Source organism: Methylotenera sp., from assembly GCF_036401095.1.
GTDB lineage: Bacteria > Pseudomonadota > Gammaproteobacteria > Burkholderiales > Methylophilaceae > Methylotenera.
The window spans coordinates 33,351-59,253 of sequence record NZ_DASWWA010000001.1; the positions used below are offsets into that span (position 1 = coordinate 33,351).

Annotated in this window: 17 protein-coding genes and 1 tRNA gene; 10 read left to right on the forward strand and 8 right to left on the reverse strand. The window is 47.4% G+C overall.

Annotated features, from left to right (window positions below):
* Nucleotides 1-8 precede the first annotated feature (8 nt).
* The gene (gene argS, locus VGD82_RS00170; protein ID WP_331018461.1) at nucleotides 9-1,667 is read right to left on the reverse strand and encodes an arginine--tRNA ligase; all 1,659 of its coding nucleotides are present in this window, start codon (nucleotides 1,665-1,667) and stop codon (nucleotides 9-11) included.
* A 285-nt stretch (nucleotides 1,668-1,952) separates the two neighbouring features.
* Between argS and VGD82_RS00175 the strand changes: the two genes are divergently transcribed.
* Nucleotides 1,953-4,202, forward strand: coding sequence for a primosomal protein N' (locus VGD82_RS00175; protein ID WP_331018462.1), 2,250 nt, complete (start codon nucleotides 1,953-1,955; stop codon nucleotides 4,200-4,202).
* 120 nt (nucleotides 4,203-4,322) lie between these two features.
* Here the strand turns inward: VGD82_RS00175 and VGD82_RS00180 are convergent, their stop codons facing one another.
* The 6 genes from VGD82_RS00180 to VGD82_RS00205 form a co-directional block, all read right to left on the reverse strand.
* Nucleotides 4,323-4,658, reverse strand: coding sequence for a P-II family nitrogen regulator (locus VGD82_RS00180; RefSeq protein WP_135276596.1), 336 nt, complete (start codon nucleotides 4,656-4,658; stop codon nucleotides 4,323-4,325).
* Between the two features lie 24 nt (nucleotides 4,659-4,682).
* Nucleotides 4,683-7,784 carry a CusA/CzcA family heavy metal efflux RND transporter gene (locus tag VGD82_RS00185; RefSeq protein ID WP_331018463.1) on the reverse strand — a complete coding sequence of 1,034 codons (3,102 nt, stop codon included), beginning with the start codon at nucleotides 7,782-7,784 and terminating at the stop codon, nucleotides 4,683-4,685.
* Between the two features lie 3 nt (nucleotides 7,785-7,787).
* Entirely contained in the window at nucleotides 7,788-8,963 is a 1,176-nt protein-coding gene (locus VGD82_RS00190; RefSeq protein WP_331018464.1) for an efflux RND transporter periplasmic adaptor subunit, read from the reverse strand.
* Entirely contained in the window at nucleotides 8,963-10,243 is a 1,281-nt protein-coding gene (locus VGD82_RS00195; RefSeq protein WP_331018465.1) for a TolC family protein, read from the reverse strand. Before VGD82_RS00195 ends, VGD82_RS00190 begins: the two co-directional genes overlap by 1 nt.
* 142 nt (nucleotides 10,244-10,385) lie before the next feature.
* Entirely contained in the window at nucleotides 10,386-10,646 is a 261-nt protein-coding gene (locus VGD82_RS00200; RefSeq protein ID WP_331018466.1) for a hypothetical protein, read from the reverse strand.
* Between the two features lie 595 nt (nucleotides 10,647-11,241).
* Nucleotides 11,242-12,669 carry an ArnT family glycosyltransferase gene (locus VGD82_RS00205; RefSeq protein ID WP_331018467.1) on the reverse strand — a complete coding sequence of 476 codons (1,428 nt, stop codon included), beginning with the start codon at nucleotides 12,667-12,669 and terminating at the stop codon, nucleotides 11,242-11,244.
* 305 nt (nucleotides 12,670-12,974) lie between these two features.
* On the opposite strand from VGD82_RS00205, the gene VGD82_RS00210 reads away from it, so the two are divergent.
* The 7 genes from VGD82_RS00210 to hemE all read left to right on the forward strand — a co-directional run bounded on the left by VGD82_RS00210 (nucleotide 12,975) and on the right by hemE (nucleotide 23,416).
* Nucleotides 12,975-13,048 (forward strand) — tRNA-Gly (locus VGD82_RS00210).
* Between the two features lie 24 nt (nucleotides 13,049-13,072).
* The gene (gene thiD, locus VGD82_RS00215) at nucleotides 13,073-13,933 is read left to right on the forward strand and encodes a bifunctional hydroxymethylpyrimidine kinase/phosphomethylpyrimidine kinase (RefSeq protein WP_135276609.1); all 861 of its coding nucleotides are present in this window, start codon (nucleotides 13,073-13,075) and stop codon (nucleotides 13,931-13,933) included.
* Between the two features lie 14 nt (nucleotides 13,934-13,947).
* Nucleotides 13,948-14,568 carry a thiamine phosphate synthase gene (gene thiE, locus VGD82_RS00220; protein ID WP_331018468.1) on the forward strand — a complete coding sequence of 207 codons (621 nt, stop codon included), beginning with the start codon at nucleotides 13,948-13,950 and terminating at the stop codon, nucleotides 14,566-14,568.
* Nucleotides 14,565-15,854: a glutamate-1-semialdehyde 2,1-aminomutase gene (hemL, locus tag VGD82_RS00225; protein WP_331018469.1), complete on the forward strand. Its 1,290-nt coding sequence runs from the start codon at nucleotides 14,565-14,567 to the stop codon at nucleotides 15,852-15,854. The genes thiE and hemL overlap by 4 nt, the downstream gene beginning before the upstream one ends.
* Nucleotides 15,855-16,094: 240 nt before the next feature.
* Nucleotides 16,095-20,786, forward strand: coding sequence for a glutamate synthase-related protein (locus tag VGD82_RS00230; RefSeq protein ID WP_331018470.1), 4,692 nt, complete (start codon nucleotides 16,095-16,097; stop codon nucleotides 20,784-20,786).
* A 56-nt stretch (nucleotides 20,787-20,842) separates the two neighbouring features.
* Nucleotides 20,843-22,270 carry a glutamate synthase subunit beta gene (locus tag VGD82_RS00235; RefSeq protein WP_331018471.1) on the forward strand — a complete coding sequence of 476 codons (1,428 nt, stop codon included), beginning with the start codon at nucleotides 20,843-20,845 and terminating at the stop codon, nucleotides 22,268-22,270.
* A gap of 81 nt (nucleotides 22,271-22,351) precedes the next feature.
* Nucleotides 22,352-23,416: a uroporphyrinogen decarboxylase gene (gene hemE, locus VGD82_RS00240; protein ID WP_331018472.1), complete on the forward strand. Its 1,065-nt coding sequence runs from the start codon at nucleotides 22,352-22,354 to the stop codon at nucleotides 23,414-23,416.
* Between the two features lie 108 nt (nucleotides 23,417-23,524).
* Here hemE and VGD82_RS00245 read toward each other — a convergent pair whose 3' ends face one another.
* Nucleotides 23,525-24,265, reverse strand: coding sequence for a dienelactone hydrolase family protein (locus tag VGD82_RS00245; protein ID WP_331018473.1), 741 nt, complete (start codon nucleotides 24,263-24,265; stop codon nucleotides 23,525-23,527).
* Between the two features lie 459 nt (nucleotides 24,266-24,724).
* Here VGD82_RS00245 and thiS point away from each other — a divergent pair, with 459 nt between their 5' ends.
* Nucleotides 24,725-24,928, forward strand: a complete 204-nt coding sequence (gene thiS, locus VGD82_RS00250) for a sulfur carrier protein ThiS (protein WP_331018474.1) — start codon at nucleotides 24,725-24,727, stop codon at nucleotides 24,926-24,928.
* 61 nt (nucleotides 24,929-24,989) lie between these two features.
* Nucleotides 24,990-25,793, forward strand: a complete 804-nt coding sequence (locus VGD82_RS00255; protein ID WP_331018475.1) for a thiazole synthase — start codon at nucleotides 24,990-24,992, stop codon at nucleotides 25,791-25,793.
* Nucleotides 25,794-25,903: the final 110 nt, after the last annotated feature.

A 25,903-nucleotide genomic window follows, 5' to 3' on the forward strand; every position in this document is an offset into this window, starting at 1 on the left:
ATGATTCCTTACATTCTTTCTTTAGCAGCGACACCCAGTAAATCTAGGCCGTTTTTAAGCACTTGCTGAGTAGCGCTAATTAAACTTAAGCGAGCGAGTTTTAACTGCTCATCATCAATTAAGAATTTATATTCGTTATAGTAGCTGTGCAGGTCACTGGCTAGCTCTTTTAAGTAATTAGCTACTACATGCGGTGCCAACTCGGTAGCCGCATTGGCCACTACTTCCGGGTACTCGCTTAAGCGATGCATCAACGCAGTTTCGTGCGCGGTGGTTAGCGGGCTCAGGTTGACGTGTGCTAGGCTGCTTGCGTCACCATTCCATTGGCTAAGCACGCTGCAAATGCGAGCATGTGCATATTGTATGTAATACACCGGATTGTCATTGCTTTGGCTACGCGCTAAATCAATATCGAACACCAATTGTGAGTCAGCACGGCGTGCAGCTAGGAAGTAGCGCGTGGCGTCACAGCCTACTTCTTCAATCAGGTCACGCAAGGTGACATAGCTACCTGCACGTTTAGAAAGTTTAACTTCCTCGCCACCACGCATTACGGTGACCATTTGATGCAACACGTAATCTGGCCAGCCTTTAGGGATGCCGATATCCAGCGCCTGTAAGCCTGCGCGTACACGGGTGATGGTGCTGTGGTGGTCTGCGCCCTGCTCGTTAATTACGCGTACAAAGCCGCGGTTCCATTTGTCGGTGTGGTAGGCTACATCTGGTACAAAGTAAGTGTAGCCGCCATCGGTCTTGCGCATGACGCGGTCTTTGTCATCACCAAAGTCTGTGGTTTTAAGCCACAGAGCATCATCTTGTTCGTAGGTGTGACCGCTTTTAATCAAATCTTGAACCGTTTGCTCCACTTTGCCTGTGGTGTACAGCGCGCTTTCTAGTGAAAACACGTCAAACTTGATTTGAAACGCTTTTAAGTCTAAATCTTGCTCGTGGCGTAGATACGCCACGCTAAAGGCGCGGATGGAGTTTAAATCATTGATGTCGCCACTAGCGGTCACTTCAATGTCGTCTGCAACCACGGTATGTTTGGCTAAGAACGCTGCTGCAATATCGTTGATGTATTCACCACGGTAGCCATTTTCCGGAAAGCTCTCGTGCTCGGTAGAGATGCCTTTGCATCTTGCCAGTACAGAGATAGTCAGGTTGTCGATTTGTGCACCGGCATCGTTGTAGTAGAACTCACGGGTCACATTCCAGCCGTTGGCATCCAAGAGGCGTGCCAAGCAGTCGCCCACCGCCGCGCCGCGGCCATGACCCACATGCAGAGGGCCAGTTGGGTTAGCAGATACAAACTCTACCTGTACTTTTTGCTGTTGGCCGTTGTTGTTGCGGCCATATTGCGCACCCGCATTGAGAATGTCTTTAATCACAACCTGTTTAGATTGCGGGCTTAAAAAGAAGTTAATAAAGCCGGCGCCTGCAATTTCAGTTTTGGCGATATATTCGCTGGCTGGCAAGGCTTCAATAATCTGGGTGGCGATAGCGCGTGGGTTTTGTTTTAGCGGTTTAGCCAAAACCAAGGCCAAATTTGTGGCAAAATCGCCATGGTCGGCTGATTTTGGGCGCTCTAATACAATCGTTAGGTCGGTAATTTCTGGCGCAATCGCTTTTGCGGCAGTCGTTAGTAATTGGGTAAGATGTGTTTTCACAATAATTACGTAAAATCTAAAAACGGTATTTTAACCCATATTGGTGCATATATTAGTGCTGAGCATGCTAAGTGTTGAAGTTGCAGTGGTTATGCCCGCTCTAGGGCTGCAGATAATCAGCAGCTAGATGAAAAAAGTGCGGATAAAGATGGGGTTAAATGCTTTAATTGGCGCTAAAAGCCGCATAATAGATGGCTGGTTTTCACCCATTTTTTAACCATAAAGCGGCTTTAGTTGTTACCACTTTTAATTCATATTAACTTTTAATCCATAACGTCATCACCATTGCCAAAACCCATTTTACAAATTGCACTCGATGTACCGCTGGCGCGCTTATTTGATTATTTAAGTGCGGGTCAGGCTGTAGAAATTGGCCAGCGAGTGCTGGTGCCATTTGGGCGCCGCAATCAAATTGGTATTGTGATGGCATTAGCTGATAGCAGTGATTTTCCGATCGAGAAGCTTAAGCCCGTCACTCAGGTATTTAGTGATGAAGCCCCGCTGGATGCGGAAGTATTAAGCCTAATTAAATTTAGTGCGGATTATTATCACTATCCATTTGGGCAGGCTTTGCTTGCGGCCTTACCTGCGCGTTTACGCCAAGTGGCGCCAGCTGTTGCACGTAAGCAATATTTATATCAAATCACGGGTGCCGGCAAGCAAGTGGATTTGGAATCCTTACCCAAGCGGCAACGCGTGTTGCGCCTAGTGTTGCAAGCTTTGCAAACTGATGGTGCGCAAACAGAGGCAGCGCTAGATGCACTGTCTGGCAGTGCGCGTAAGGCAGCAAAAGAGCTGGTTAGTTTGGGTTATGCTGAAACGGAGCAGGTGCTGGCGGTAAAGCGCGTGCCGGCGATACAGGAAACACCGCAGCCCGCGCTAAATGCAGAGCAGGCGGCGGCGGTGGCGAGCATTACGCAGGAGATACAGGCGTTTAAGGCTTGGCTGCTGCACGGGATTACCGGCAGTGGCAAAACCGAGGTTTATATTCGTTTAATGCAGCATGTTTTGCAACAGCCAAATGCCGATGGTGCTGCTCAGGTGCTAGTGCTAGTGCCCGAGATTAACTTGACGCCGCAGCTAGAGGCTAGGTTTAGGGCACGCTTGCCACAATATAATCTAGTGAGTTTGCATAGTAGCTTGAGTGAGAGTGAGCGCTTACATAACTGGCAGCTGTCGCAATCTGGCACTGCACAAATTATTATTGGCACGCGGCTTTCAATTTTTACGCCTATCCCTAATCTTAAGCTGATTTTGATTGATGAAGAGCATGACAGCTCTTACAAGCAGCAAGATAGCATGCGCTACCATGCACGCGATGTTGCCTTGGTACGTGCCAAACGCCTGAATATTCCGGTGGTGATGGGATCTGCCACCCCGGCGCTGGAAAGCTGGTACAACGCGATGGGTAGCCAAGTGCAAGGGGTAAGCGCTGCGCCTAGCCAGACTAATAAATATGGCTTGCTCACATTAAAACAGCGCGCGGTGACCGCTGCCCAGCTGCCCAAAATTGACTGTATTGATACCACCAAAGTGAACTTGCAGCATGGCTTAACGCCTCAGTTGATTGCTGGATTACGCCTGCGCTTGGAGCGCAAGGAACAGTCGCTATTATTTATCAACCGCCGTGGTTATTCGCCAGTGTTGCTATGTACAGCATGCCATTGGATTGCGCCTTGCACGCGCTGCAGCAGCCGTTTAGTGGTGCATTTGGGGCAGAAAAAGTTACGCTGCCACCATTGCGGGCATGAGCAACGCATTCCGCACCAATGCCCAAGCTGCGGTGATGCTGATTTGCACCCGACCGGGCATGGTACGCAGCGTTTGGAGCAAACCTTGGCTGCATTATTGCCCACTGCACGTATTGCACGCGTGGATCGCGACAGCATTAGCCGCAAACATGCTTTGGTGGAGATATTAGACCGTGTGCATAATCAGGAAATTGATATTCTGGTGGGCACGCAGATGTTGGCGAAAGGGCATGACTTCCCTAATTTAACGCTAGTAGGCGTTATAGATACCGATAGCGCGCTGCATAGCCCGGATTTTAGGGCGAGTGAGCGTTTGTTTGCGCAGTTGATGCAAGTAGCTGGTCGCGCCGGGCGTGCTGATAAAGCTGGGCAAGTGATTATTCAAACGGCTTTTCCAGACCACGCGTTATTTAATGCGTTACGCAGCCAGGATTACGCAAGTTATGCCAATGATTTGCTGCAGGAACGTGAGCAGGTGCAGTTTCCACCTTATGTGTTTACCGCATTACTGCGCGCAGAGGCACATGATTTTGCCTTGGTGCAGCAATTTTTGCAGTTGGCATTTACAGGTGCGCGCGCCTTAAGCCAGCATGTAGTGACTTATGACCCGGTGCGACCGCAAATGGAGCGCCTAAAAGGCATGGAACGCGGCTATATCTTGATGCATGCGCACCAGCGGCCGGCATTGCAAAAGCTGTTGACGCAATTGGTACATCAGTTAAGGTCTGAGCCGATAGCGGCTAAAGTGAGATGGGCGGTGGATGTGAATCCGTTGGAGTTCTGATGGGCGCAGCAGCTACGCCACTTGTACTGATTCGCTGAGTTGTGTTCGAGCACAATACATAGTGACCAATAACAAGTGACATAGATACTACTGCGTTACTACGGTTTATGACTTTTCAATCTAACAATCTACGACATTAATCTGCTCAGAGAGGCGGATAAAGCGCTCTACTGGCGTTACCCAAACAATGCCGTCACCTACTTGGCCGGTATGGCCGATTTCTACTATAGTTTGCAAAATACCTTCTAGCAAGTCGTCGCTCACCACCATGATAATCATCACTTTGGGGCTGTAGTCCGTTAGCTCCTCACGTATGCCTTGGGCAGGTTTTGCCAAGTGGTGGCCGCAGCCATCCACCTTGCTTACCGTCATGCCCGGAAAGCCCTTGATGTTGCGCAGGGACGAGCGAATTTTTGCTAAACGATGCGGTTGTATAACTGCTCTAATTTCTTTCATTAAACAATCCCTTTCAACGACTGGTTAAGCTTCAATTTTTGATTCTTCAAAGATGCGGTATAGCGTCGGCAATACCACTAATGTCAGTAGCGTTGAGCTGATTAGCCCGCCAATCACCACAATTGCCAATGGACGTTGTATTTCTGAGCCTGGGCCGGTGGCAAACAAGAACGGTACCAATGCCAGCATCGCCACAGTGGCTGTCATCATCACCGGCCTGAACCTTTGTTTGCAACCCTCAATAATCGCTTCCATCTGACCTTTGCCCTCTTCACGCAATGAGCGGATATACGATACCAGCACCACCCCATTAAGCACCGCAATACCCCACAGTGCAATAAACCCTACCGAGGCTGGTACGGATAAATACTCGCCAGTCACTAGCAGCGCAAAAATTCCGCCAATCGAGGCGAATGGCAAGATCATAATGATCATAGTGGCAAAGCGAATCGAGTTAAACAGCAGGAACAGCAGGAAGAATATCGCAGCTACCGTTACCGGTACGATAATCATCAAGTGATTTAACGCACGTTCCATGTTTTGGAATTGACCGCCATACTCCAGATAATAACCATCCGGCAGTTTAACTTTGTCTGTCAGCACCGATTGCAGCTCAGCCACAAAGCCGCCTAAGTCACGGTCTTTCACGTTAATTGCTACCACGATACGGCGTTTACCCAGCTCACGGCTAATCTGCGCTGGGCCGTCTTTGATTTCGATTTTAGCTAAATCTCGGAGTGCTACGCGCGAGCCATTGGGCGAGGTGACGAGAATATTACCTATAGACTCCACATTATTCCTGAAGCTATCCGGAAAGCGCACCGCAGCGGAGAAGCGGCGTTGGCCTTCGTAGATATCGGTGGCAATTTTCCCGCCAATCGCGGTTTCAATAATATCGTGAATATCTGAAGCGTTAATGCCTTGGCGCGCAATGGCCTGGCGGTTCACCGTGATATTCAGATATTGCTGACCAGATATTTTCTCTACACGTAAATCCACCGCACCGGGGATGGCGCCGGCGATTTTAACAATCTCCTCAGCTTTGCTTTTGAGTTTGCCCATGTCGTCGCCAAAGATCTTGACCGCAACGTCAGAACGCACGCCGGTGAGCAATTCATCCACGCGGTCCGAAATAGGCTGCGCCATCACGATTTGCACACCGGGCAGGCCTTCAGTCAGCACCTCGGTCATTTTGTCCGCAATGTCATCCTGGGTCCAACCCTCTGGCCACTCACTGCGCGGCTTAAGGCTGATGATAGGGGTAGATTCATTCTGCGCTTGCGGGTCTGCGGGGCTTTCACCACGGCCGATGCCTGACATAGCAGATTTTACCCCAGGCACTTTTTCCATGATTAAGCGCATCGCTTCATTTTCCATCTTGATCGATTCTTCAAGTGAAATATTTGGCACGCGATTAATACCCGGCACAATAGAGCCCTCCTTCATTTCTGGAATGAATGAAGTACCCAACAATGGCACCACCAACAGCGCCGCAATAAATACGCCGGTTGCGCCAGCAATGGTTTTTTTATCATTTACCAGTACCCAGTTCAGCATTTTGAGGTAAGGTCTTTTGATAAATTGGATAAATTTAGTATCTTCGCCAGAGCCACCTTTCAGGATGTAAGAGCAAAGTACCGGCGATAGTGTTAAGGAAATAATCAACGATACAAACAGCGCGATGGCAATGGTAAGCGCTAATGGCGCAAACATTTTGCCTTCCATGCCTTGCAGGGTCATCAGCGGTAAAAACACCAAGATGATAATACCCACACCAAACAGCACCGGTGTTGCTACTTCTGATGCAGCTTCTAGTACCACCCGGATTTTACTTTCGCCCTGCCTATGTCCCAGATGGTGGAATGCATTTTCTACCACCACTACCGAGCCATCCACCATCAGACCGATGGCAATAGCGAGGCCGCCCAGTGACATCAGGTTGGCAGAAATATCATAATGATTCATGGCCATAAAAGTGATGAGCGGTGTCAAAATCAAGGTGGCCACCACAATCACGCTAGAGCGTACGTCGCCCAAGAACAGGAACAAAATCAGCACCACTAAAATAATGCCTTCTACCAGCACTTTGCTCACGGTAAACAGTGCTGCATCTACCAGCTCACTACGGTCGTAGTACGGCACAATTTGTAGGCCATCTGGCAGCATGCCTTTGGCGTTAATTTCTTCTACACGCTCTTTAACGCGGCTGACCACTTCTTTGGCGTTCCCGCCGCGCATCATAATCACAATGCCGCCTACAGACTCGGTGTAGCCATTTTTCATCACGGCACCCACGCGTACTTCATGGCCTAATTTCACTTCGGCCACATCGCGCATAAATACTGGCACGCCGCTTTGCTCTTTCAGTACGATATTGCGAATGTCGTCCAAGCTTTCGATTAAACCCACACCGCGAATCAGGTACTGCTCTGCAAATTGCGGTAATACACCACCACCACTGTTTGCGTTATTTTTGGCTAAAGCGGAGTAGATGTCCTGTAATTTCAGGCCGTAGTGGTTCATCCTGTCTGGGTTAACCAGCGCCTGATACTGCTTAACATAACCACCCTGAGAGTTGATTTCTGCCACCCCAGGAATACCGCGTAGCAATGGACGCACTATCCAGTCCTGAATCGAGCGTCGTTCTGTCAGTTCTTCCGCACTTAGCTTGGTTTCGCCGTCTGCCGGATTATCTAGCGTGTATTGGTAAATTTCGCCCAAACCCGTAGCTACTGGCCCTAAAATGGGGGTGACGCCTTGCGGCATTTTATCCATCACCTCCATCAGGCGTTCCATCACCAACTGGCGCGCAAAATAAACGTCGGTATTGTCCGTAAATACCAAGGTAATCAGCGATAGTCCATTACGGTTGAGGGAACGCATCTCGGTAAGGCCGGGTAAGCCTGTCATGCCGATTTCTAACGGCACGGTGATAAAGCGCTCTACTTCTTCCGGTGACTTGCCGGTGGCTTGGGTTGCAATTTGTACTTGTACGTTGGTCACATCCGGAAATGCATCCACGGATAGCTTTTGTAATGCAAAGATGCCGGCCATCATCAGCGCTACGGCGATGACCAGTACGATCAGGCGCTGTTTGAGCGCCGAGCGAATCAGAGATTCAATCATGCTTTACTCCAATTCTTTAATTTTACGTTCGTTATTTACATGGAACGCGCCGTCGTTGACGACTACTTCGCCTTCAGAAATACCATTGGTGATGGTCACCATGTCCATGTATTCTGGCCCGAGCTCTACTTCACGCAGGCGGAATTTATTGGGTGCTAGCTGTACGTAAACATAAGTTTTGTCGTTTTCACGCACAATGCTTTGCAACGGCAGGGCCAATTTGGATTCCGGGCTAGATTTAATCAGCATAGAAACCAGCATATCCGGCTTGATTTCACGGTCAGAGTTTTCAATGTCGCAGCGCACGGTTACGGTTCTGGTCTCGGGGTTGACAACGTCACCTTCGTAGATCAGCTTTGCTGTGTATTGTTTATTATGTAGTGCAGGAATTTCCACCAGCACCTCTTCACCAATTTTAATCAGGTCAATTTGTTGTTCAGGCACTTCCGCTACTACCCAGACATGCGATAGATCGGCAATGATAAACAGCTCCTCAGCCGGCTGTACCACTTGCCCCAGGTTAACCTTACGGCTAATCACGTTACCGCTAATGCGTGACACTACATTGCTGTATGAATGAATCTGGCCGGATTTAGACAGTTTATCTATCGCCGACTCACTCATGCCCAGTACAATCAATTGGTCGCGTGCTGCGTTTAAGTCTGCCTGTGCTGCGCTTAACTCGGCCTCTCTACGTTGCAGTTCAGCCGAGCCGATTACGTCTGCTTCTTGCAGTAGCTTGGCGCGACTCACTGCCTTGGTTTGCAGGCCTATCTGTTGCGCGGCTTTAATGTAAACCAGTTGGCTTTGCGCTAACTCTGTACTGTTTAAGGTGGCGAGCACTTGGCCGTTATTTACTTTTTGGCCTAAGGTGGCTTCAATGTCTTTCACCCGCCCAGTCACGGAGGCGCCAATTCTCGCCATGCGCTGTTCATCCACCTGTATGGTGCCAGGCAGGCGCATGGTGTCGCGCATCTCAATCTTACCTGTGGTGTGCAGGGTGACTTGTTTGGCGAGTTGGTTGGTAATGTCAACGATATCTACATCCTTGGTTTTTGCTTTAGCTGGCGCGGCCTCTTCTTTTGAGGAACAGCCCGTTAACATGATGCCAACCATGCAAAAAGCCAGTAGCAGATTTTTGCCAAAGAAGCGGTGGGTAGTAATAGGTTGAGCAGTCATTATGGTTTAACCTCCAAAAGTTCATAACCAAGCAAACGTTCTATTGTTAGCATGGCGTTTATATATTCGTAGCGTGCAGATAAGTAGTCTTTTCTGACTGAGCGTTTAGTGCGCTGCGCATCTAAATAATCCAGAATACCGCGCTCGCCAAAGCGATAGGCGGCTTCAGCAACTTTAAGTACAGACTCAGCCTGCTCAAGCAGGCCATCCTCAAACGCGGAAACTTGCTGCTGTGCAATCAGGTAGCGTTGGTAGGCAGACTCTATATCGCGTTGAATGGTGAGTTCGCGGTCGCTGAGCACCGCCTGTACTTCTCTCAGCTCTGCCGCTGCATGCGCGATTGGGCCGCTACGTTTGTCCCAAACTGGGATAGGAATTGCCACCCCGATGCGGAACTGGCGTAAATCAGGGTCTTGCTCGACCCCGGCTTTCAGGCTTAGCCCCGGGTTACGCAGCGCATCCTGTAAGCGCAAATTGGCTTCAGAGGTTTTGATGGCGGCACGAATTTGTTTGAGCTGTGGTGACTCGCTCATTTGCTCACGCAAGGTATCAATTTGCGGCAGACTGCTTGCAATCGGCAGTTCACCGCTTAAGGTGTAGTCTTCAGGGATGGCGGCGCTGACTAGGCCTCTTAAATAAGCTTTGCCCTCCACCACACGTGTTTTGGCCGATTGGTAATCGCGCTCAGCAGCCAGCGCTTCTGTGTTGGCTTTAATGAGTTCGTATTTGGGGGACTCGCCAACTTCAACTCTTAGTTTTACTCGGTCACGAATGTCTTTTAATAATTTATAGTCAGCTTCGGTTAGGCTAAGAAAAGCCTCGCGTTGCAATACATCATAAAAAGCACTTTTAACGCGCGTGATTAACTCGCGTTTGGTGACCTCAGTGCTAAGTGCCGCTACTGCAATATTATGCTCCGCCACATTGATTTTGGCATTGCGCACACTTGGGTAGTCCAAGGGCTGGGAGATGCCCACGACCCAATTGCCGCTGGAGCCCTGCCCGCCCGGGGTTCTGTAGCGAGTAGGTCCGCCTAGCAGTTCAATTTCCGGGTTGGCATAAGTTTTTGCCGTGATAACCGAAGCCGAAGCTGCATCTTCACGCGCTTTGTAAATATTAAGTAGCGGGTTTTGCTCCGCAGCAATGGTAATGATTTGATTGATGGAGTAATTGGGTGCGGCCGTTGCTGTGAAACTGGCAACGATGCCTCCCAACAAAATAAATGTTAAAGCTATCGTTCGGGGGGAAATGGCCCCTGAATTTGCACCAAATGCAGGCATGAATTCTTTTCCTTTGTGTTGGAAGTAAGCGCAACAATCAGCGTCGTCCGGCTATAGACCATACGTGGCCTATAGCTTTATGCGCTAGTCGTGCGTGTGGGTTCTGTGCAAATGCCAATCTCAAATGATTGGCAAGCAAGAGTTAAGCCAAAGAGTGGCTTGGTAGGGGTGGTCTTAGGTACAAGAGCGGCGTAGGCTCTTGATAGTTTTCATAGTCGTGGTACAGCATGATGTAGGTGCTATACCAATGGGTGGAACGAGGAATGATGTCAACAATGGTGTCACTTAAGTCGCGATTGCTATCTTTATCGGGTTGCGTTGCTGAAAGCTGCGCATTTTCAATGATTTTATTTTCGTATAAATCAATATTCAACTGCGTAATGGCAGCAAGCGCCGTCAACATTCCGATAATCGAAATCAGCCGAGCGATTGATTTTATAGATAGCAATTTATAGAGCATTGAGTATAGCGTTGATTTGGAAGCGTACTTTAAGTAATTGGAAATACTGGTAATTGATAATACAGTTGCCTATTGTCCATTGCGGATGGGATTTAGTCAAATTTGAAATGATTATACAAGTTACTCTAATCCTATCTATAAACATGCTTCTTATGTGTTGTGATCTCTGCTGTAACTTGCGTGAGCACCCTGACAAACTAACAGAGCAATGCAAGTGAAGCGCCAATGATGATGGATAACCATTGTTTCATGCCCATGGAACGTGTCCTGCACGTCGTATCCTTGACATTAGACTTTACCATAAGCGTATCACTCGCATTGCTCTGCCAGCTTGTGCTTAAAACCACGCGACTCCCAAATTTGCTTAGGCGGGATCTCGCCACAAACTCATCTGATTCACCATTCTCCGCGGTTGTTTTTATCCAGATGCTATGGTGAGACAATACGTTTGTTGTGATGGTTCCGTGATTTACAGATGACGACTCAATCTGCCTACGTCAGCTTCAAATTGGCTTGCTAATTGCCCGCAGGTCTTGGCCTACGGGTGTTTTGTCATCAATAACGCATGGTAATTATTGCTACCAATGATGGTAGCCTGCTCTTTTGCTACTAGCTGCGGAGCGAGTTTTTTGCTGGTAATTAACAGTTTATCTGGCTGTTTCAGTAATGTAAGCAGGGCGTCGTAATCATTGACTACATGAACATTCCCACTGCTGTAATAGCTTACTGAGAACTCATCAGAGCTATAAGCATACAGGGGCAGGTTTGCGTATTGGCTTTGTGCTTGCTGTATCAGCTTGCGTGCTGATCTGTTTTCAGCTTGCTGCGGAATCCATACCAGGCTGGCTACTGTGGCCAAAATCAACCAGGATGCGATTAATACTTGCATTGTTTTCTTAAAACGGCTGCTTAATGTCGGCCAAAAATTAGCCGTTAATAGTGCAAAAGCGGGCAATGCTGTTAGGGTGTATGTCCATATGATATTGCGTGACAGCGTAAAAAACAGCAATGGTGCCAGCACCCACGCCCACAGCCATTTTGTCTGCGTATCTAAGGTGGCGTTGATGAGCGGCTTATCTTTAACCATGCCGTAAATAAATATTGGCAACCAGATAGCGATAGATAGCGCCCAATATACCCAGATCATGCCTATCGCCTGGCGGTGAGCCATGCCATACATGTCGCCTTTCCAGCCTGGTTCTAAAAACCGCTGGAAATGTTCACCCACAATAAAATACTTCAGAAAGCCAGGGTAGTAGATTTCTGCAGGAATATACCAGGCCAAGACTAAGCCGGTGAAGAGGAGAATGCCTGGCCAAAACCATATTTTTTTGATGTGGTGATAGATAACTTCACGCGATGAGCAGGCCCAGAATAATAAAACCGGTAAGCCAATCAGCGCCCAAGTAGCCAGACCCTTGGTAATGGCCCCTATTCCCAGTGCTGCCCATAAACCATATTGATCTAACTTTAGTGGTTGGGCGCTTGTCTGCAGGCGCCATAACAAGACCATGGCCCAAGTAATGACGGCAAGCTGGGTCGCATCAGTCATTACTGCACCAGCGCTAATATAGCCTATAGGTGCAGTTAGTATCACAAACGAGGCAAACAGCCATTGCTGACGTGTCAGCTTGAGGCTTTGTGCGCCATATAAAAGTGCTAGGCAAGATAACAGCACCAGTAGTAAAGATGGCAATCTCAGCGAAAACTCGTTGTGACCAAATGCCAGCCAGCTAGAGGCGGCAAACCATGTGGCAAGTGGCGGTTTAGCGAAGAAGGGCTGGCTTGCCGACATGTGTGGCATCAGCCAGTAACTGCCAGTTGCGGTCACGCGTGCCAGCTCGCCATAGCGCGCTTCAGTGGTGTCGAGCAGGGGCATGCTTGTCATCAAAATGATGCGTAATGTGATGACAAATAAAATTAATGCAGTGAAATAGAGAAAAGCTTTTGTTTGAGTGCGCGACATGCTGTTTTTTAACCTACGCCTTTATTGGCTTGATCGAGATAACGGGGCAAGAGTTATGCCATTATCAGTTGGTGCGAAATTTAATGATATTAATCAGTGTGTTACTTTCTTATTTGTCAGCTGTTGAATAGCATGATTACCAGAAAAGAATACAGATTTTGCAGGATTTATACAAGCTAGGTTAGCGCATACCTGCAATAAAGGTGGCATCGGTATTGAATAAGCCTGATTGAGTTAGTCTCCAAGCTACCGTTTTCATGGCTTAATCATTAACTTGAATTGATTAGAGTATAATTCAGTTTTTGGCGGGTGTAGTTCAATGGTAGAACGCTAGCTTCCCAAGCTCGATACGCGGGTTCGATTCCCGTCACCCGCTCCACCTTTAGCAATTAGCGACAATATTATGGCCAACCAAGCACCTCCATCAGTTTTGACATTCGCAGGTACAGACCCCAGTAGCGGTGCTGGGCTGCAGGCTGATATCCTTACATTTGCCAGTATCGGTTGCCATCCTTTGTCTGTGGTGACAGCCATCACTGCGCAAGATACCGTGGGTGTCGATGGCGTGCTGGCGATGGACCCGGACTGGGTCAATGATCAAGCGCGTGCTATTTTAGAAGACGTGCAAGTGTCCGCCTTTAAGTTGGGTTTACTCGGCTCGGTAGAGAATATCGCGGTGATTGCTGAAATCATGGCAGATTACCCTGACATCCCTTTGCTAATAGACCCGATCTTAACCTCTGGCCGTGGCGATGATTTAAGTAATGATGAAATGATGGAAGCCATGGTGGAGCTGTTGTTCCCGCAGGCTACATTGATTACTCCTAATAGTTTAGAAGCGCGTCGCTTTGCGTTTGCAGATGAAGCGGAAGAGGTAGGTTTGACCTCTCTAGACGAAAGCGCAGCGCGTTTGCTGGCAATGGGGAGTGAGTATGTGCTGATTACAGGCACGCATGAGCGCACTACGGAAGTGACTAACACCCTTTATGGTGAGGATAAGCTGATTAAAGCCTATAAATGGGAGCGTTTACCCGGTAGTTACCATGGCTCTGGCTGCACCTTGACCAGCGCGATTGCTGCCTGCATGGCGCATGGCCTCAGTATTGAAGATGCAGTGCTAGAAGCGCAAGAGTACACATGGCAAACCCTTAAAAACGGCTTCAGGCCTGGCATGGGTCAGTATATTCCAGACCGTATGTTCTGGGCGCGCGATGAAGAAGATCCTGCTATCAATAGCGGTGATGGCAGTGTTAAAACGCATTAAATATTAGTATTCACATGTGGGCAATTAAAGGGCTTTACGCAATTACGCCAGATGAGCAAGATACCGATGTCTTGCTTACCAAGGTAGAGGCTGCGCTACAGGGCGGGATTGGCGTTTTGCAGTATCGTAACAAACTAGCTAATCATAAACTGCAAACTCAGCAGGCTCGGGCCTTGCTGTCTCTGTGCCGTCAATACCAAGTGCCATTTATTATCAATGATTCTATTAAGCTGTGTCTGACGCTGGATGCAGATGGTGTGCATTTGGGCGCAGATGACGGCAATTTAGCTGAGGCCAGGGCTAGATTAGGTGGCAATAAGCTACTAGGTGCGTCTTGTTACAACCGTTTTGATTTAGCTGTTGCTGCGCAGCAGTTAGGCGCAGACTATGTGGCGTTTGGCGCCTGTTTTGCTTCCAGCACCAAGCCCAATGCGCCGGTAGCTGGTTTGCATTTATTCACACAGGCGAAAGCCGAACTTAAGGTGCCCGCTGTCGCCATTGGTGGCATCACACTAGAAAACGCAGCGTCAGCGATTGCTGCTGGCGCAAGCTCTATAGCGGTCATCAATGCAATTTTTAATGCAGATGACGTAAAATTAACCTCTCAACAATTTACAAAGCTATTTCAATCATGACCTCATCCAATCAAGCCCTTTTTGAAAAATCACAACAACTTATTCCTGGCGGTGTAAATTCGCCGGTGCGTGCGTTCCGCAGTGTAGGCGGTACCCCTATATTTTTCAAAAAAGGCCTAGGCTCTAAGCTGTGGGATGTAGATGGTAAAGAGTACATTGATTACATTAACTCTTGGGGACCGATGATTGTTGGTCACGCGCACCCGGACGTGATTGGTGCTGTGCAAGCAGTTGCAGCCAACAGTTTGTCATTTGGCGCGCCAACTGGCTTAGAGCTGGAAATGGCAGCGCTGATTAACAAGCTAGTGCCTAGCATGGAGCAAGTGCGCTTGGTGAGTAGTGGCACAGAGGCGACCATGAGCGCGATTCGCGTGGCACGTGGTTTTACTGGCCGTAATAAGTTGGTTAAGTTTGAAGGCTGTTACCACGGTCATTCAGATGCTTTATTGGTAAAGGCAGGTTCTGGTTTGCTCACCTTTGGTGAGCCTAGTTCAGCGGGTGTGCCGGCGGAAGTTGCAGCGCATACTTTGACGCTTGAATACAACAATACGCAGCAATTAAAAGAGCTGTTTGCAACAGCGGGCGATGAAATTGCCTGTGTGATTATTGAGCCGGTTGTGGGCAATATGAACCTGGTGGTGCCGCATATGGAGTTCTTGCAAACCTTACGCGAGCTCTGCACGCAGCACGGTGCAGTGCTGATTTTTGATGAGGTGATGACCGGCTTCCGTGTGCATCTGGGTGGTGCGCAGGCTTTATATGGCATTAAACCGGATATGACCACTTTGGGTAAAGTAATCGGCGGCGGCTTGCCTGTGGGCGCATTTGGCGGCCGTAAGGATATTATGCAGTGCCTAGCGCCGTTGGGTGCGGTGTATCAAGCAGGTACTTTGTCTGGCAACCCGGTTGCAGTGACTGCAGGCTTGGAAACCTTGAAGCTAATTCAAGAGCCAGATTTCCACGCAAAACTTACCGTAAAAACTAAAAAGCTGGTGGATGGCTTGGTGGCTGTGGCAAAAGAAGCAGGCGTTGTTTTTAGTGCGCAAAACGTTGGCGGTATGTTTGGTTTGTATTTTAGTGAGCAATGCCCTACCAGCTTTGCTGAGGTGATGCAGACCAATAAAGAAAACTTCAATCAGTTCTTCCACAGCATGTTGGATGCCGGTATTTATTTGGGCCCGTCAGCATTCGAGGCCGGCTTCGTATCTGCGGCGCATACGGATGACGACATTGCTTTCACCTTGGCTGCGGCTAAAAAAGCCTTTGCGGCAGTTGCTGCGCGCTAGTTAATTAGGCAAAGCTTGCTTTGCCTGTTAGCTTTGCTCGATTGTTTGCTTTGTTCTTTGTTTGAAACGGTTGCTGTGTTCTCTTAACTTGATTTGGCAAGCCTGATTTAAGTTGGCTCTATACAATTGTTTTGGGCTTGTTGATAAAAAAATATTTATCTTTCATTCCTATCTTATTGAACTCATAGGCATTTAGCGGTAAACTTGAAGGTTCCGCTAAATGTTTTGTGATTAGATAATATGGCAACAGATTTAAGTAAGCAAATTGGTTCTGAAAACGCACTGGCTGCACATGATGATGCAGTTGCAGTTAATCCTGATTTGTACGCAGGGCGACCAGCAAAACAAGGTTTATACAGACCTTCTAACGAGCGCGATGCTTGTGGTGTTGGTTTCGTAGCGCATATTAAAGGTAAGAAAAGTCACGATATTGTGCAAAAAGGTTTGGAGCTTCTAACCAACCTAACGCACCGTGGCGCTACCGGCTATGACCCTAAATTGGGTGATGGTGCTGGTTTGTTGATGCAAATGCCAGACGCATTTATGCGCAAAGAAGCTGCTAAGCTTGGTATTGAGCTACCTGCGGCCGGTCAATATGCGGTAGGTAATGTATTTTTGCCGCAAGATGCAAATAATCGTGCTGCCTGTGAAGCCCTATTCACACAAATCATCTCAGAAGAAAAGCAAACCTTGCTAGGCTGGCGTGATGTGCCGGTTGATAACAGCAATATTGCACAAGCGGCACGTGATGTAGAGCCGACCATGCGTCAGGTATTTATCGCTACCACTACTGCTGATCAAAACGTGTTCGAGCGTAAACTGTTCGTGATTCGTAAACGTATCGAGCATGCAGTACGTGCGCTGGAATTAACCGACAATGCAGCGTTCTATATGCCTTCATTGTCATCACGTACTATCGTGTACAAAGGTATGTTGCTGGCTAACGAAGTTGGCATTTACTACCAAGATCTAAACGATGAAAGCGTTGTTTCAGCTCTAGCATTAGTGCATCAGCGCTTCTCTACCAATACCTTCCCTGCTTGGGATTTAGCACATCCATTCCGCATGATTGCGCATAATGGTGAAATCAATACCGTACAAGGTAACGTGAACTGGATGGCGGCACGTCACGAAGCAATGCGCTCAACCGTGATTGGCGAAGATTTAGAAAAATTATGGCCATTAATCGCTGAAGGTCAGTCTGACTCAGCCTGTTTTGATAACTGTTTAGAGTTATTAGTGGCGGGTGGCTATAGCTTGCCGCACGCGATGATGATGTTGATCCCAGAAGCATGGTCAGGCAATCCCTTGATGGATGAAGAGCGTCGTGCATTCTACGAATACCACGCAGCACTGATGGAGCCATGGGATGGCCCGGCTGCGGTTGCATTTACAGACGGCCGTATGGTTGGCGCTACGCTAGACCGTAATGGCTTGCGTCCAGCACGTTACTTGGTAACTGATGATGACATCGTGATGATGGCATCTGAAATGGGTGTGTTGACATTCCCGCAAGAGAAGATCGTTAAAAAATGGCGCTTACAGCCAGGCAAAATGTTGCTGATCGATATGGAGCAAGGTCGCATTATTGATGATGCTGAAGTGAAGCATCAGCTTGCTACAGCTAAACCATATAAACAATGGATTGAGAAATCACGCTACTTCTTGAGCGATATGCCAAAAGTACAAGGCGAGCTAGAGCTTGCGGCTGATTTGTTAGATACACAACAGGCATTTGGTTACACTCAAGAAGACATCAAGTTTATCTTGCAGCCTATGATTCAAAGCGGTGAAGAGGGCTCAGGTTCTATGGGTAACGACGCTGCATTGCCAGTGTTGTCGGCTAAACCTAAAGTCTTATACAACTACTTCAAGCAATTGTTCGCACAAGTGACTAACCCGCCAATCGACCCGATTCGCGAAGAGTTAGTGATGTCATTGATTACATTTATCGGCCCTAAACCAAACTTGTTAGGTTTAGATGAAACTACGCCGCCAATGCGTTTAGAGGCAAGTCAACCAGTGTTGATGCTGGATGAATTGGAGCAATTGAAAGCAATTGCTACCTTGACGCAAAACCAATATAAATCATTGGTATTAGACATTACTTACCCAGCAGCACAGAGTAAAGCTGGTATGGCAGCCGCGGTTGCCAGCATCACGAAAGCAGCGTCTGATGCTGTGCAAAATGGTTTTAATATCTTAATTTTATCTGACCGCAATGTAAGTGTAGATCGCGTGGCTATCCCTGCCCTATTGGCATGCTCTGCAACTCACGAGCATTTGGTAAAAGCAGGCTTAAGAACTAGCACTGGCTTGGTGGTTGATACCGGCTCAGCGCGTGAAGTGCATCACTTTGCATTGTTGGCAGGTTATGGTGCAGAGGCTGTCTGTCCATGGCTCACTTTTGAGACAATCAAAGACTTGGCGACCGATAGCTACACTGCAAACAAGAACTTTGTGAAAGCAGTTAGCAAAGGCTTGTACAAAGTTATGTCTAAAATGGGCATTTCTACCTATCAGTCTTACTGTGGCGCGCAGATTTTTGAAGCCATTGGTTTAAACAGTGAGTTTGTTGAACAGTACTTTACTGGCACTGTAACTAATATTGAAGGTATCGGCTTAGACCAAGTGTCTGAAGAAGCCGTGCGCTTACATACCGCAGCTTTCGGTACCGATCCTGTGTTAGCAAATCATCTAGAAGCTGGCGGTGAGTATGCTTACCGTGTGCGTGGTGAAGAGCACACTTGGACACCAGAGTCAGTAGCCAAGTTGCAAAATGCAACACGTACTGGTAAATATGACACCTATAAAGAGTACGCTAAGTTAATTAACGATCAATCACGTCGCCACATGACACTACGTGGTCTGTTTGAAATCAAACCAGCCGCTGCAGCAATTTCGTTAGACTCTGTTGAGCCTGCGAAAGAAATCGTTAAACGTTTTGCAACAGGTGCGATGTCATTGGGTTCTATCTCAACCGAAGCGCATGCAACGTTAGCGATTGCGATGAATCGTATTGGCGGTAAATCTAATACCGGTGAAGGTGGTGAAGACGCTAAACGCTTTATCCCTGTGGCTAATGCAACCACCATGGCAGACGTGCTCGGCAGCAAGCTGATTGAAAGCAACATCAATCTAAAAGCTGGCGATTCAATGCGTTCTAGCATTAAGCAAGTGGCATCAGGCCGTTTTGGCGTGACAGCTGAGTACTTGGCAAATGCAGACCAAATCCAAATTAAAATGGCACAAGGTGCAAAACCGGGTGAAGGTGGTCAATTACCTGGCCATAAAGTATCAGAGTACATCGCTAAATTGCGTTTCTCTGTGCCAGGTGTAGGCTTGATCTCACCTCCTCCGCACCATGACATTTATTCAATTGAAGATTTGGCACAGCTCATTCATGATTTGAAAAATGCCAACCCGAAAGCTTCTATTTCAGTGAAATTAGTATCTGAAACTGGTGTGGGTACGGTTGCTGCTGGTGTGGCAAAAGCAAAATCTGACCATATCGTGATCGCAGGTCATGATGGCGGTACCGGTGCATCGCCAATTTCTTCTATTAAGCACGCTGGTGCGCCGTGGGAGCTAGGTTTGTCTGAAACACAGCAAACCTTGGTATTAAACCAATTGCGCGGCCGTGTCGTGGTGCAGGTTGACGGTCAAATGAAGACTGGCCGTGACGTAGTGATCGGTGCCCTATTAGGTGCAGATGAGTTTGGTTTCGCGACAGCGCCGCTAGTGGTTGAGGGCTGTATCATGATGCGTAAGTGTCATTTGAATACTTGCCCAGTTGGCGTTGCTACACAAGATCCAGAATTGCGTAAACGCTTTACAGGTCAACCAGAGCACGTGGTGAACTACTTCTTCTTTGTCGCTGAAGAAGTGCGTGAATTAATGGCTTCTATGGGTATCGCTAAGTTTGACGACTTAATTGGCCGTCCAGACTTGTTGGATATGCAAGCAGGTATCGACCACTGGAAAATCAGCGGCTTAGATTTCAGTAAAGTGTTCCACCAACCAGACATGCCAGCTAGCGTGTCACGTAAAAACAATGACGTGCAAGACCACGGCTTGGTGAATGCACTGGATAACAAGTTAGTAGCATTAGCAGCACCTGCGCTAGAAAAAGGCGAGAAAGTTGTGTTGGATATTGCAATCACTAACACTAACCGTACTGTGGGTACTATGCTGTCAAATCAGGTAGCTACGCGCTACGGTAACGCTGGTTTACCGCACGATACTATCCATGTGAACTTCACTGGTACTTCTGGCCAAAGCTTCGCTGCATTCCTGGCTAAAGGCATTACTTTTGACCTCACAGGCGAAGGCAATGACTATGTAGGTAAAGGCCTATGTGGCGGCCGTATCGTGATTAAACCACCAAAAACATTCCGTGGTATTTCACACGAGAACATTATTGTGGGTAACACTGTGATGTTCGGTGCAACAACTGGTGAAAGTTATTTCAGCGGCGTAGCAGGTGAGCGTTTCTGTGTACGTAACTCAGGCGCTACAGCAGTAGTTGAAGGTGTTGGTAACCACGGTTGCGAATACATGACAGGTGGTACTGTGGTGGTGCTAGGTGTAACTGGCCAAAACTTTGCGGCTGGTATGAGCGGCGGCGTAGCTTATGTTTACGATGAAGATGGCTTATTTGCAAAACGTTGCAACATGGGCATGGTGTCTTTAGAGAAGGTTGAGCACGTTGACAACGTAGCGGCTGATGCGGTGCACCATTTGAATCAACCTGATGAAGTGACCTTGCTTGCTTTAATCAACAAGCATGCTGAATACACTGGTAGTGAGCGTGCTAAAGCGCTGCTTGCTGATTGGGATAATGCACGTGCTAAGTTTGTTAAAGTGATGCCAAACGAATATAAACGCGCCTTGATTGAATTGGCTGAAGATAAAGCGCTAGTAGCGGCCTAGAGTCGCTTTTAATATGAAACAAGTAAAGAGACTCTTTTGGGAAAAGGCCTTATAGTATGGGTAAAGTAACGGGATTTATGGAATTTGAACGTCTGTCAGAGGCAAATTTGCCTGTACAGGATCGCGTTAAGAATTACAAAGAATTTGTACTGCATTTAACAGATGACCAAGCTAAACAGCAAGGTGCACGCTGTATGGACTGTGGTATTCCATTTTGTACAACGGGTTGTCCGATCAACAATATCATTCCTGACTGGAATGATCTGGTGTATCACCAAGATTGGCGTAGTGCGATTGATGTATTGCATTCAACCAATAACTTCCCAGAGTTCACAGGTCGTATCTGTCCTGCTCCATGTGAGGCGGCATGTACGCTTAACATCAATGCGGATGCGGTTGGTATTAAATCTATCGAGCATGCGATTATTGATAAAGCTTGGGAAAACGACTGGGTACAACCACAAGTAAACCCGAATAAAACCGGTAAAAAAGTGGCTGTGGTTGGTTCTGGCCCTGCTGGTTTGGCTGCTGCGCAGCAGTTGGCGCGCGCTGGTCACAGTGTTGTTGTGCTGGAAAAAAACAGCCGCATCGGTGGTTTGTTACGTTACGGCATTCCTGACTTCAAAATGGAAAAATCACACATCGACCGCCGTATGGCGCAAATGGAAGTGGAAGGCGTTGAGTTCCGTGTTAATCAGCACGTGGGCGAAAACGTGAATGCTGACGATTTAGTAGCTGAGTTTGATGCTGTGGTGTTAGCAGCGGGTGCAGAGCAACCACGTGATTTACCAGTGACTGGTCGTGAGTTGGATGGCGTACATTTTGCGATGGACTTTTTGACACCGCAAAACAAAGTGGTGGCTGGTGATAGCATTCCTGACCAAATTAAAGCTACAGGCAAGCACGTGATTGTGATTGGTGGCGGTGATACGGGTTCTGACTGCGTAGGTACTTCAAACCGTCATGGCGCTGCAAGCATTACTCAATTTGAGTTGATGCCACAACCACCTGAAAAAGAGAACAAAGAGTTGGTATGGCCAAATTGGCCATTGAAACTACGTACTTCAAGTTCACATGAAGAAGGCGCTAACCGTGATTGGTCAATCACTACTAAAGAATTGATTGGCGAGAATGGTAAAGTGGTTGCACTCAAAGGTGCACGTGTAGAGTGGAAAGACGGCAAAATGACTGAAGTTGCTGGCTCTGAATTCACCATTCCTGCAGATTTAGTATTCTTGGCGATGGGCTTTGTGTCACCAATCCAAAAATTGCTAGAAGCGTTTGGCGTAGAGAAAGACAATCGCGGCAACGCTAAAGCGGCGACTGAAGGCGATGCAAGTTACAAAACCAACAAAGATAAAGTATTTGCTGCTGGTGATGTGCGCCGTGGTCAGTCTTTAGTGGTTTGGGCAATCCGCGAGGGCCGTCAGGCTGCGCGTGCAGTAGATGAATTTTTAATGGGTTCATCAGTATTGCCACGTTAAGTTAAATTTAAAGTATGACAATGTAAAAATAAAGGATGCAAAGTAAAACCACTTTGTGTCCTTTTTTATTTAGGTAATCAAATGAATCAATTAAAAAACGACACGTTCTTAAAAGCGCTGATGCGCCAACCAACGGATTACACACCAGTGTGGATGATGCGCCAAGCAGGCCGCTATTTACCTGAGTATCGTGAGAGTCGTAAAACAGCAGGCAGTTTTTTACAGCTTTGCAAAAATGCACAATTTGCGACAGATGTGACGCTGCAACCTTTGGATCGCTACCCGCTACTAGATGCTGCGATTCTGTTTTCAGATATCTTAACCGTGCCAGATGCTATGGGCTTGGGTCTGTACTTCGAAGAAGGTGAAGGTCCTAAATTTGAGCGCACCTTGCAGCAAGAGGCCGATATTCAAAAACTAGTGGTACCAGACATGGCTAAATTGCAATATGTGTTTGATGCTGTGAGCAGTATCCGTAAGGCATTAGATGGTCGCGTACCTTTAATCGGTTTCTCTGGCAGTCCGTGGACGCTAGCCACGTACATGGTGGAAGGTAAAGGCGGTACCGACTTTTTAACCACGAAGAAAATGGCGTACGCACGTCCGGATTTATTGCACCATATTTTAGAAACCACAGCGCAGACGGTGATTCAATATCTGAACGCACAGATTATGGCTGGTGCACAGGCGGTGATGATATTTGACTCATGGGGTGGTGCGTTGTCACACAATGCCTATACCGAGTTCTCACTCAATTACATGCAAAAAATTGTGAATGGTTTAATTAAAACCAATGATGGCCGTAAAGTGCCAAGTATCGTATTCACCAAAGGTGGCGGTTTGTGGTTGGAAGCACAGGCCGAAATTGGCTCAGATGCATTGGGCTTGGATTGGACTGTAGATATCGGCAGCGCACGCAAGCGTGTGGGCGATAAAGTGGCGTTACAAGGCAATTTAGACCCAGCTATTTTGTTATCAACACCAGAAGCGATTGAGAAAGAAGTGGTCAGTGTGTTAGCAAGTTATGGCAAAGGTCATGGCCACGTGTTTAACTTGGGTCATGGTATCACACAATGGACACCACCAGAAAACGCGGCAGCCATGCTCGCTGCAATTAGAGCGCATAGCCAGCAATACCATGTGTAATTTGCCATTTTATCCACAACTAGCTGGATAAACGACATTAAAAAAGCCTGATCAATATGATCAGGCTTTTTTTTCGGTATACGCTAATGAATAGCGAATAAGTATGGATTATTGATGCAACGTACGGCTAAACAAATTCAATGCCAGTTGGTAACCAATCATTGCAGTTTGTGGATCGTAACGTTCACCTTCATCGCGCATAAATGCGTGCTGAGCATTAAATTCATGCCATGTGAATGTGATGTTGGTGTCGCCTAACTTTTTATACACATCTGCACGGCCAGCTGCAGGGATATGCGGGTCTTGTTTACCCCAGATCATCAATAGCTCGCCAGTAATGTCGCTTAGGCGCTCCATGCTGTGTTGACCAGGCTTGTTAGGAATCACTTGTGTGTGCAGGTCTGTAGCATAGAAGCATGCAGTACCTTTGATTTCAGGTTGTAATGCAGCGCGGAACGCTAAGTGGCCGCCGATACAGAAACCCATTGCGCCGATGTTACCGTTATACCAAGCTTGTTGTTTCACAAACGCAATCATTGCCGCGTTGTCAGTGTCGTAGCCCTCTACGTCTTTTGCAGATTTGTCAGCATTGCCTTTATCTCGGCCTGCATCGTCATAGCCCAATACAGTGCCAATTGGGTTAAGCTCGTGAAACACTTCCGGTACTAATACTGCGTAGCCATGGCTGGCAATGATTTTAGCGGCACGCTCAATTGGGCCGGTTTGCTGAAAAATCTCTGAATAGAATAAAACAGTAGGATACTTTCCATCGCCTGTTGGGCGGTGAATATAAGTGCGCATAACCCCGGTTGGTGTGTTAAGGTCGGCAATGTTACTTTGAATGTTCATGATAGCTCTCTGAATAGACTTTTCAAATAAAAAACTCGAGATATTGTACAACGCCACACGTGTTTTTTGTGGGATATGTGCGCCTTATTCGCAGGAAAATCAGGCACTTTCTGCGATAAGTGGCCAGTCTAATCAAAAACTATATTTAGCTGAGGGCGCATGGAATAAGTGCGTGAGGCGGATAAGTTATGGGCGCATCAACTTAGCTAATATGCGCTATGCTGTGAGCTATTGCGTAGCATGCAACGAGGCAACATTTCTACGTGGTGGCTTAATGTGTGTTTCCCTAAATTAAGGTTTGCTAAGAGCACTACTATTTCCGTAAAATGTTGTTTTGAATCTATTTGTATAAACAAATCACGCTTGTTCATACAATGTCAGGTTAATTCCTATCTGCTAGGTCAGACGCATCTAGGTAAAACATATATGGTTTCCTGATTTAATCACATGGCAATTTCTATGCAACTTACAATAAATGGAAAAGCGCGCAGTTTTGAACTAGCGCAGATGAATATCGCACAGCTGGTAGATCAGCTTGAATTAGTAGGAAAACGCTTGGCAATAGAACTCAATGGTGAAATTGTGCCACGTAGCCAGTTTGAACATACTAAGCTGTCAGATGGCGACAAATTAGAGATAGTCGGCGCAGTCGGCGGCGGCTAGTCGGTACGTTGACTAATCGTACATTGAATAGACTACACGATTGTAAAATCGCGATTAATGAATGATGAAGGATAATAAGTTGTCAGATTTATTGAAAATAGCAAATAAGACCTATCAATCACGCTTATTGGTAGGCACTGGTAAATATAAAGACTTTGCAGAGACCCGTGCGGCAATTGACGCGAGCGGTGCAGAAATTATTACGGTGGCGATTCGCCGTACCAATATTGGTCAAACCGCAGGTGAGCCCTCACTTCTGGACTTTTTGCCGCCGGAAGAGTTTACTTATTTGCCGAATACCGCCGGCTGTTATTCTGCAGATGAAGCCGTGCGTACATTACGTTTGGCGCGTGAATTATTAGATGGTCATCAATTAGTGAAGTTAGAAGTACTGGGTGACCCTAACACTTTATACCCGAATATGACAGAGACATTAGCTGCTGCCAAAACTCTAGTAAAGGACGGCTTTGAGGTGATGGTATATTGCTCTGATGACCCGATTATTGCCAAGCAGCTGGAAGAGATTGGCTGTTGCGCTGTGATGCCATTAGCTTCTTTAATTGGCTCTGGCATGGGCATCTTAAACCCGTGGAATCTGCAAATCATCATTGAAAATGCAAAAATCCCGGTATTAGTTGATGCTGGTGTGGGTACGGCTTCGGATGCGGCTATCGCAATGGAGCTGGGCTGTCAGGGTGTGTTGATGAATACTGCGATTGCTGCGGCTAAAGACCCAGTACTAATGGCTAGCGCTATGAAGAAAGCAGTGGAGGCTGGCCGTGAAGCCTATTTGGCTGGACGTATGCCTAAAAAGCTATATTCAGCCAGCCCTAGCTCACCAACCACAGGCTTAATCTCGAAATAAGCCATATAGGCTTATTTCTGTCGCGCCAGTGTATTTAATGCAATAGTCGGTGCCCTGCTCCTGTTGTTGCAGCACGGTGCGCGCAGATTAAAGCGCGTAAGTTAGCTTAT

Excerpts from the sequence above, each read along its gene's own strand:
- thiE (WP_331018468.1), top strand. The coding sequence starts at position 13,948 with ATGTGGGCAATTAAAGGGCTTTACGCAATTACGCCAGATGAGCAAGAT.
- VGD82_RS00255 (WP_331018475.1), top strand. The coding sequence starts at position 24,990 with ATGATGAAGGATAATAAGTTGTCAGATTTATTGAAAATAGCAAATAAG.
- hemL (WP_331018469.1), top strand. The coding sequence starts at position 14,565 with ATGACCTCATCCAATCAAGCCCTTTTTGAAAAATCACAACAACTTATT.
- thiS (WP_331018474.1), top strand. The coding sequence starts at position 24,725 with ATGCAACTTACAATAAATGGAAAAGCGCGCAGTTTTGAACTAGCGCAG.
- VGD82_RS00190 (WP_331018464.1), bottom strand. The coding sequence starts at position 8,963 with ATGACTGCTCAACCTATTACTACCCACCGCTTCTTTGGCAAAAATCTG.
- VGD82_RS00200 (WP_331018466.1), bottom strand. The coding sequence starts at position 10,646 with ATGTTGACGGCGCTTGCTGCCATTACGCAGTTGAATATTGATTTATAC.
- VGD82_RS00195 (WP_331018465.1), bottom strand. The coding sequence starts at position 10,243 with ATGCCTGCATTTGGTGCAAATTCAGGGGCCATTTCCCCCCGAACGATA.
- VGD82_RS00230 (WP_331018470.1), top strand. The coding sequence starts at position 16,095 with ATGGCAACAGATTTAAGTAAGCAAATTGGTTCTGAAAACGCACTGGCT.
- thiD (WP_135276609.1), top strand. The coding sequence starts at position 13,073 with ATGGCCAACCAAGCACCTCCATCAGTTTTGACATTCGCAGGTACAGAC.
- VGD82_RS00180 (WP_135276596.1), bottom strand. The coding sequence starts at position 4,658 with ATGAAAGAAATTAGAGCAGTTATACAACCGCATCGTTTAGCAAAAATT.
- VGD82_RS00205 (WP_331018467.1), bottom strand. The coding sequence starts at position 12,669 with ATGTCGCGCACTCAAACAAAAGCTTTTCTCTATTTCACTGCATTAATT.
- VGD82_RS00245 (WP_331018473.1), bottom strand. The coding sequence starts at position 24,265 with ATGAACATTCAAAGTAACATTGCCGACCTTAACACACCAACCGGGGTT.
- VGD82_RS00235 (WP_331018471.1), top strand. The coding sequence starts at position 20,843 with ATGGGTAAAGTAACGGGATTTATGGAATTTGAACGTCTGTCAGAGGCA.
- hemE (WP_331018472.1), top strand. The coding sequence starts at position 22,352 with ATGAATCAATTAAAAAACGACACGTTCTTAAAAGCGCTGATGCGCCAA.
- VGD82_RS00185 (WP_331018463.1), bottom strand. The coding sequence starts at position 7,784 with ATGATTGAATCTCTGATTCGCTCGGCGCTCAAACAGCGCCTGATCGTA.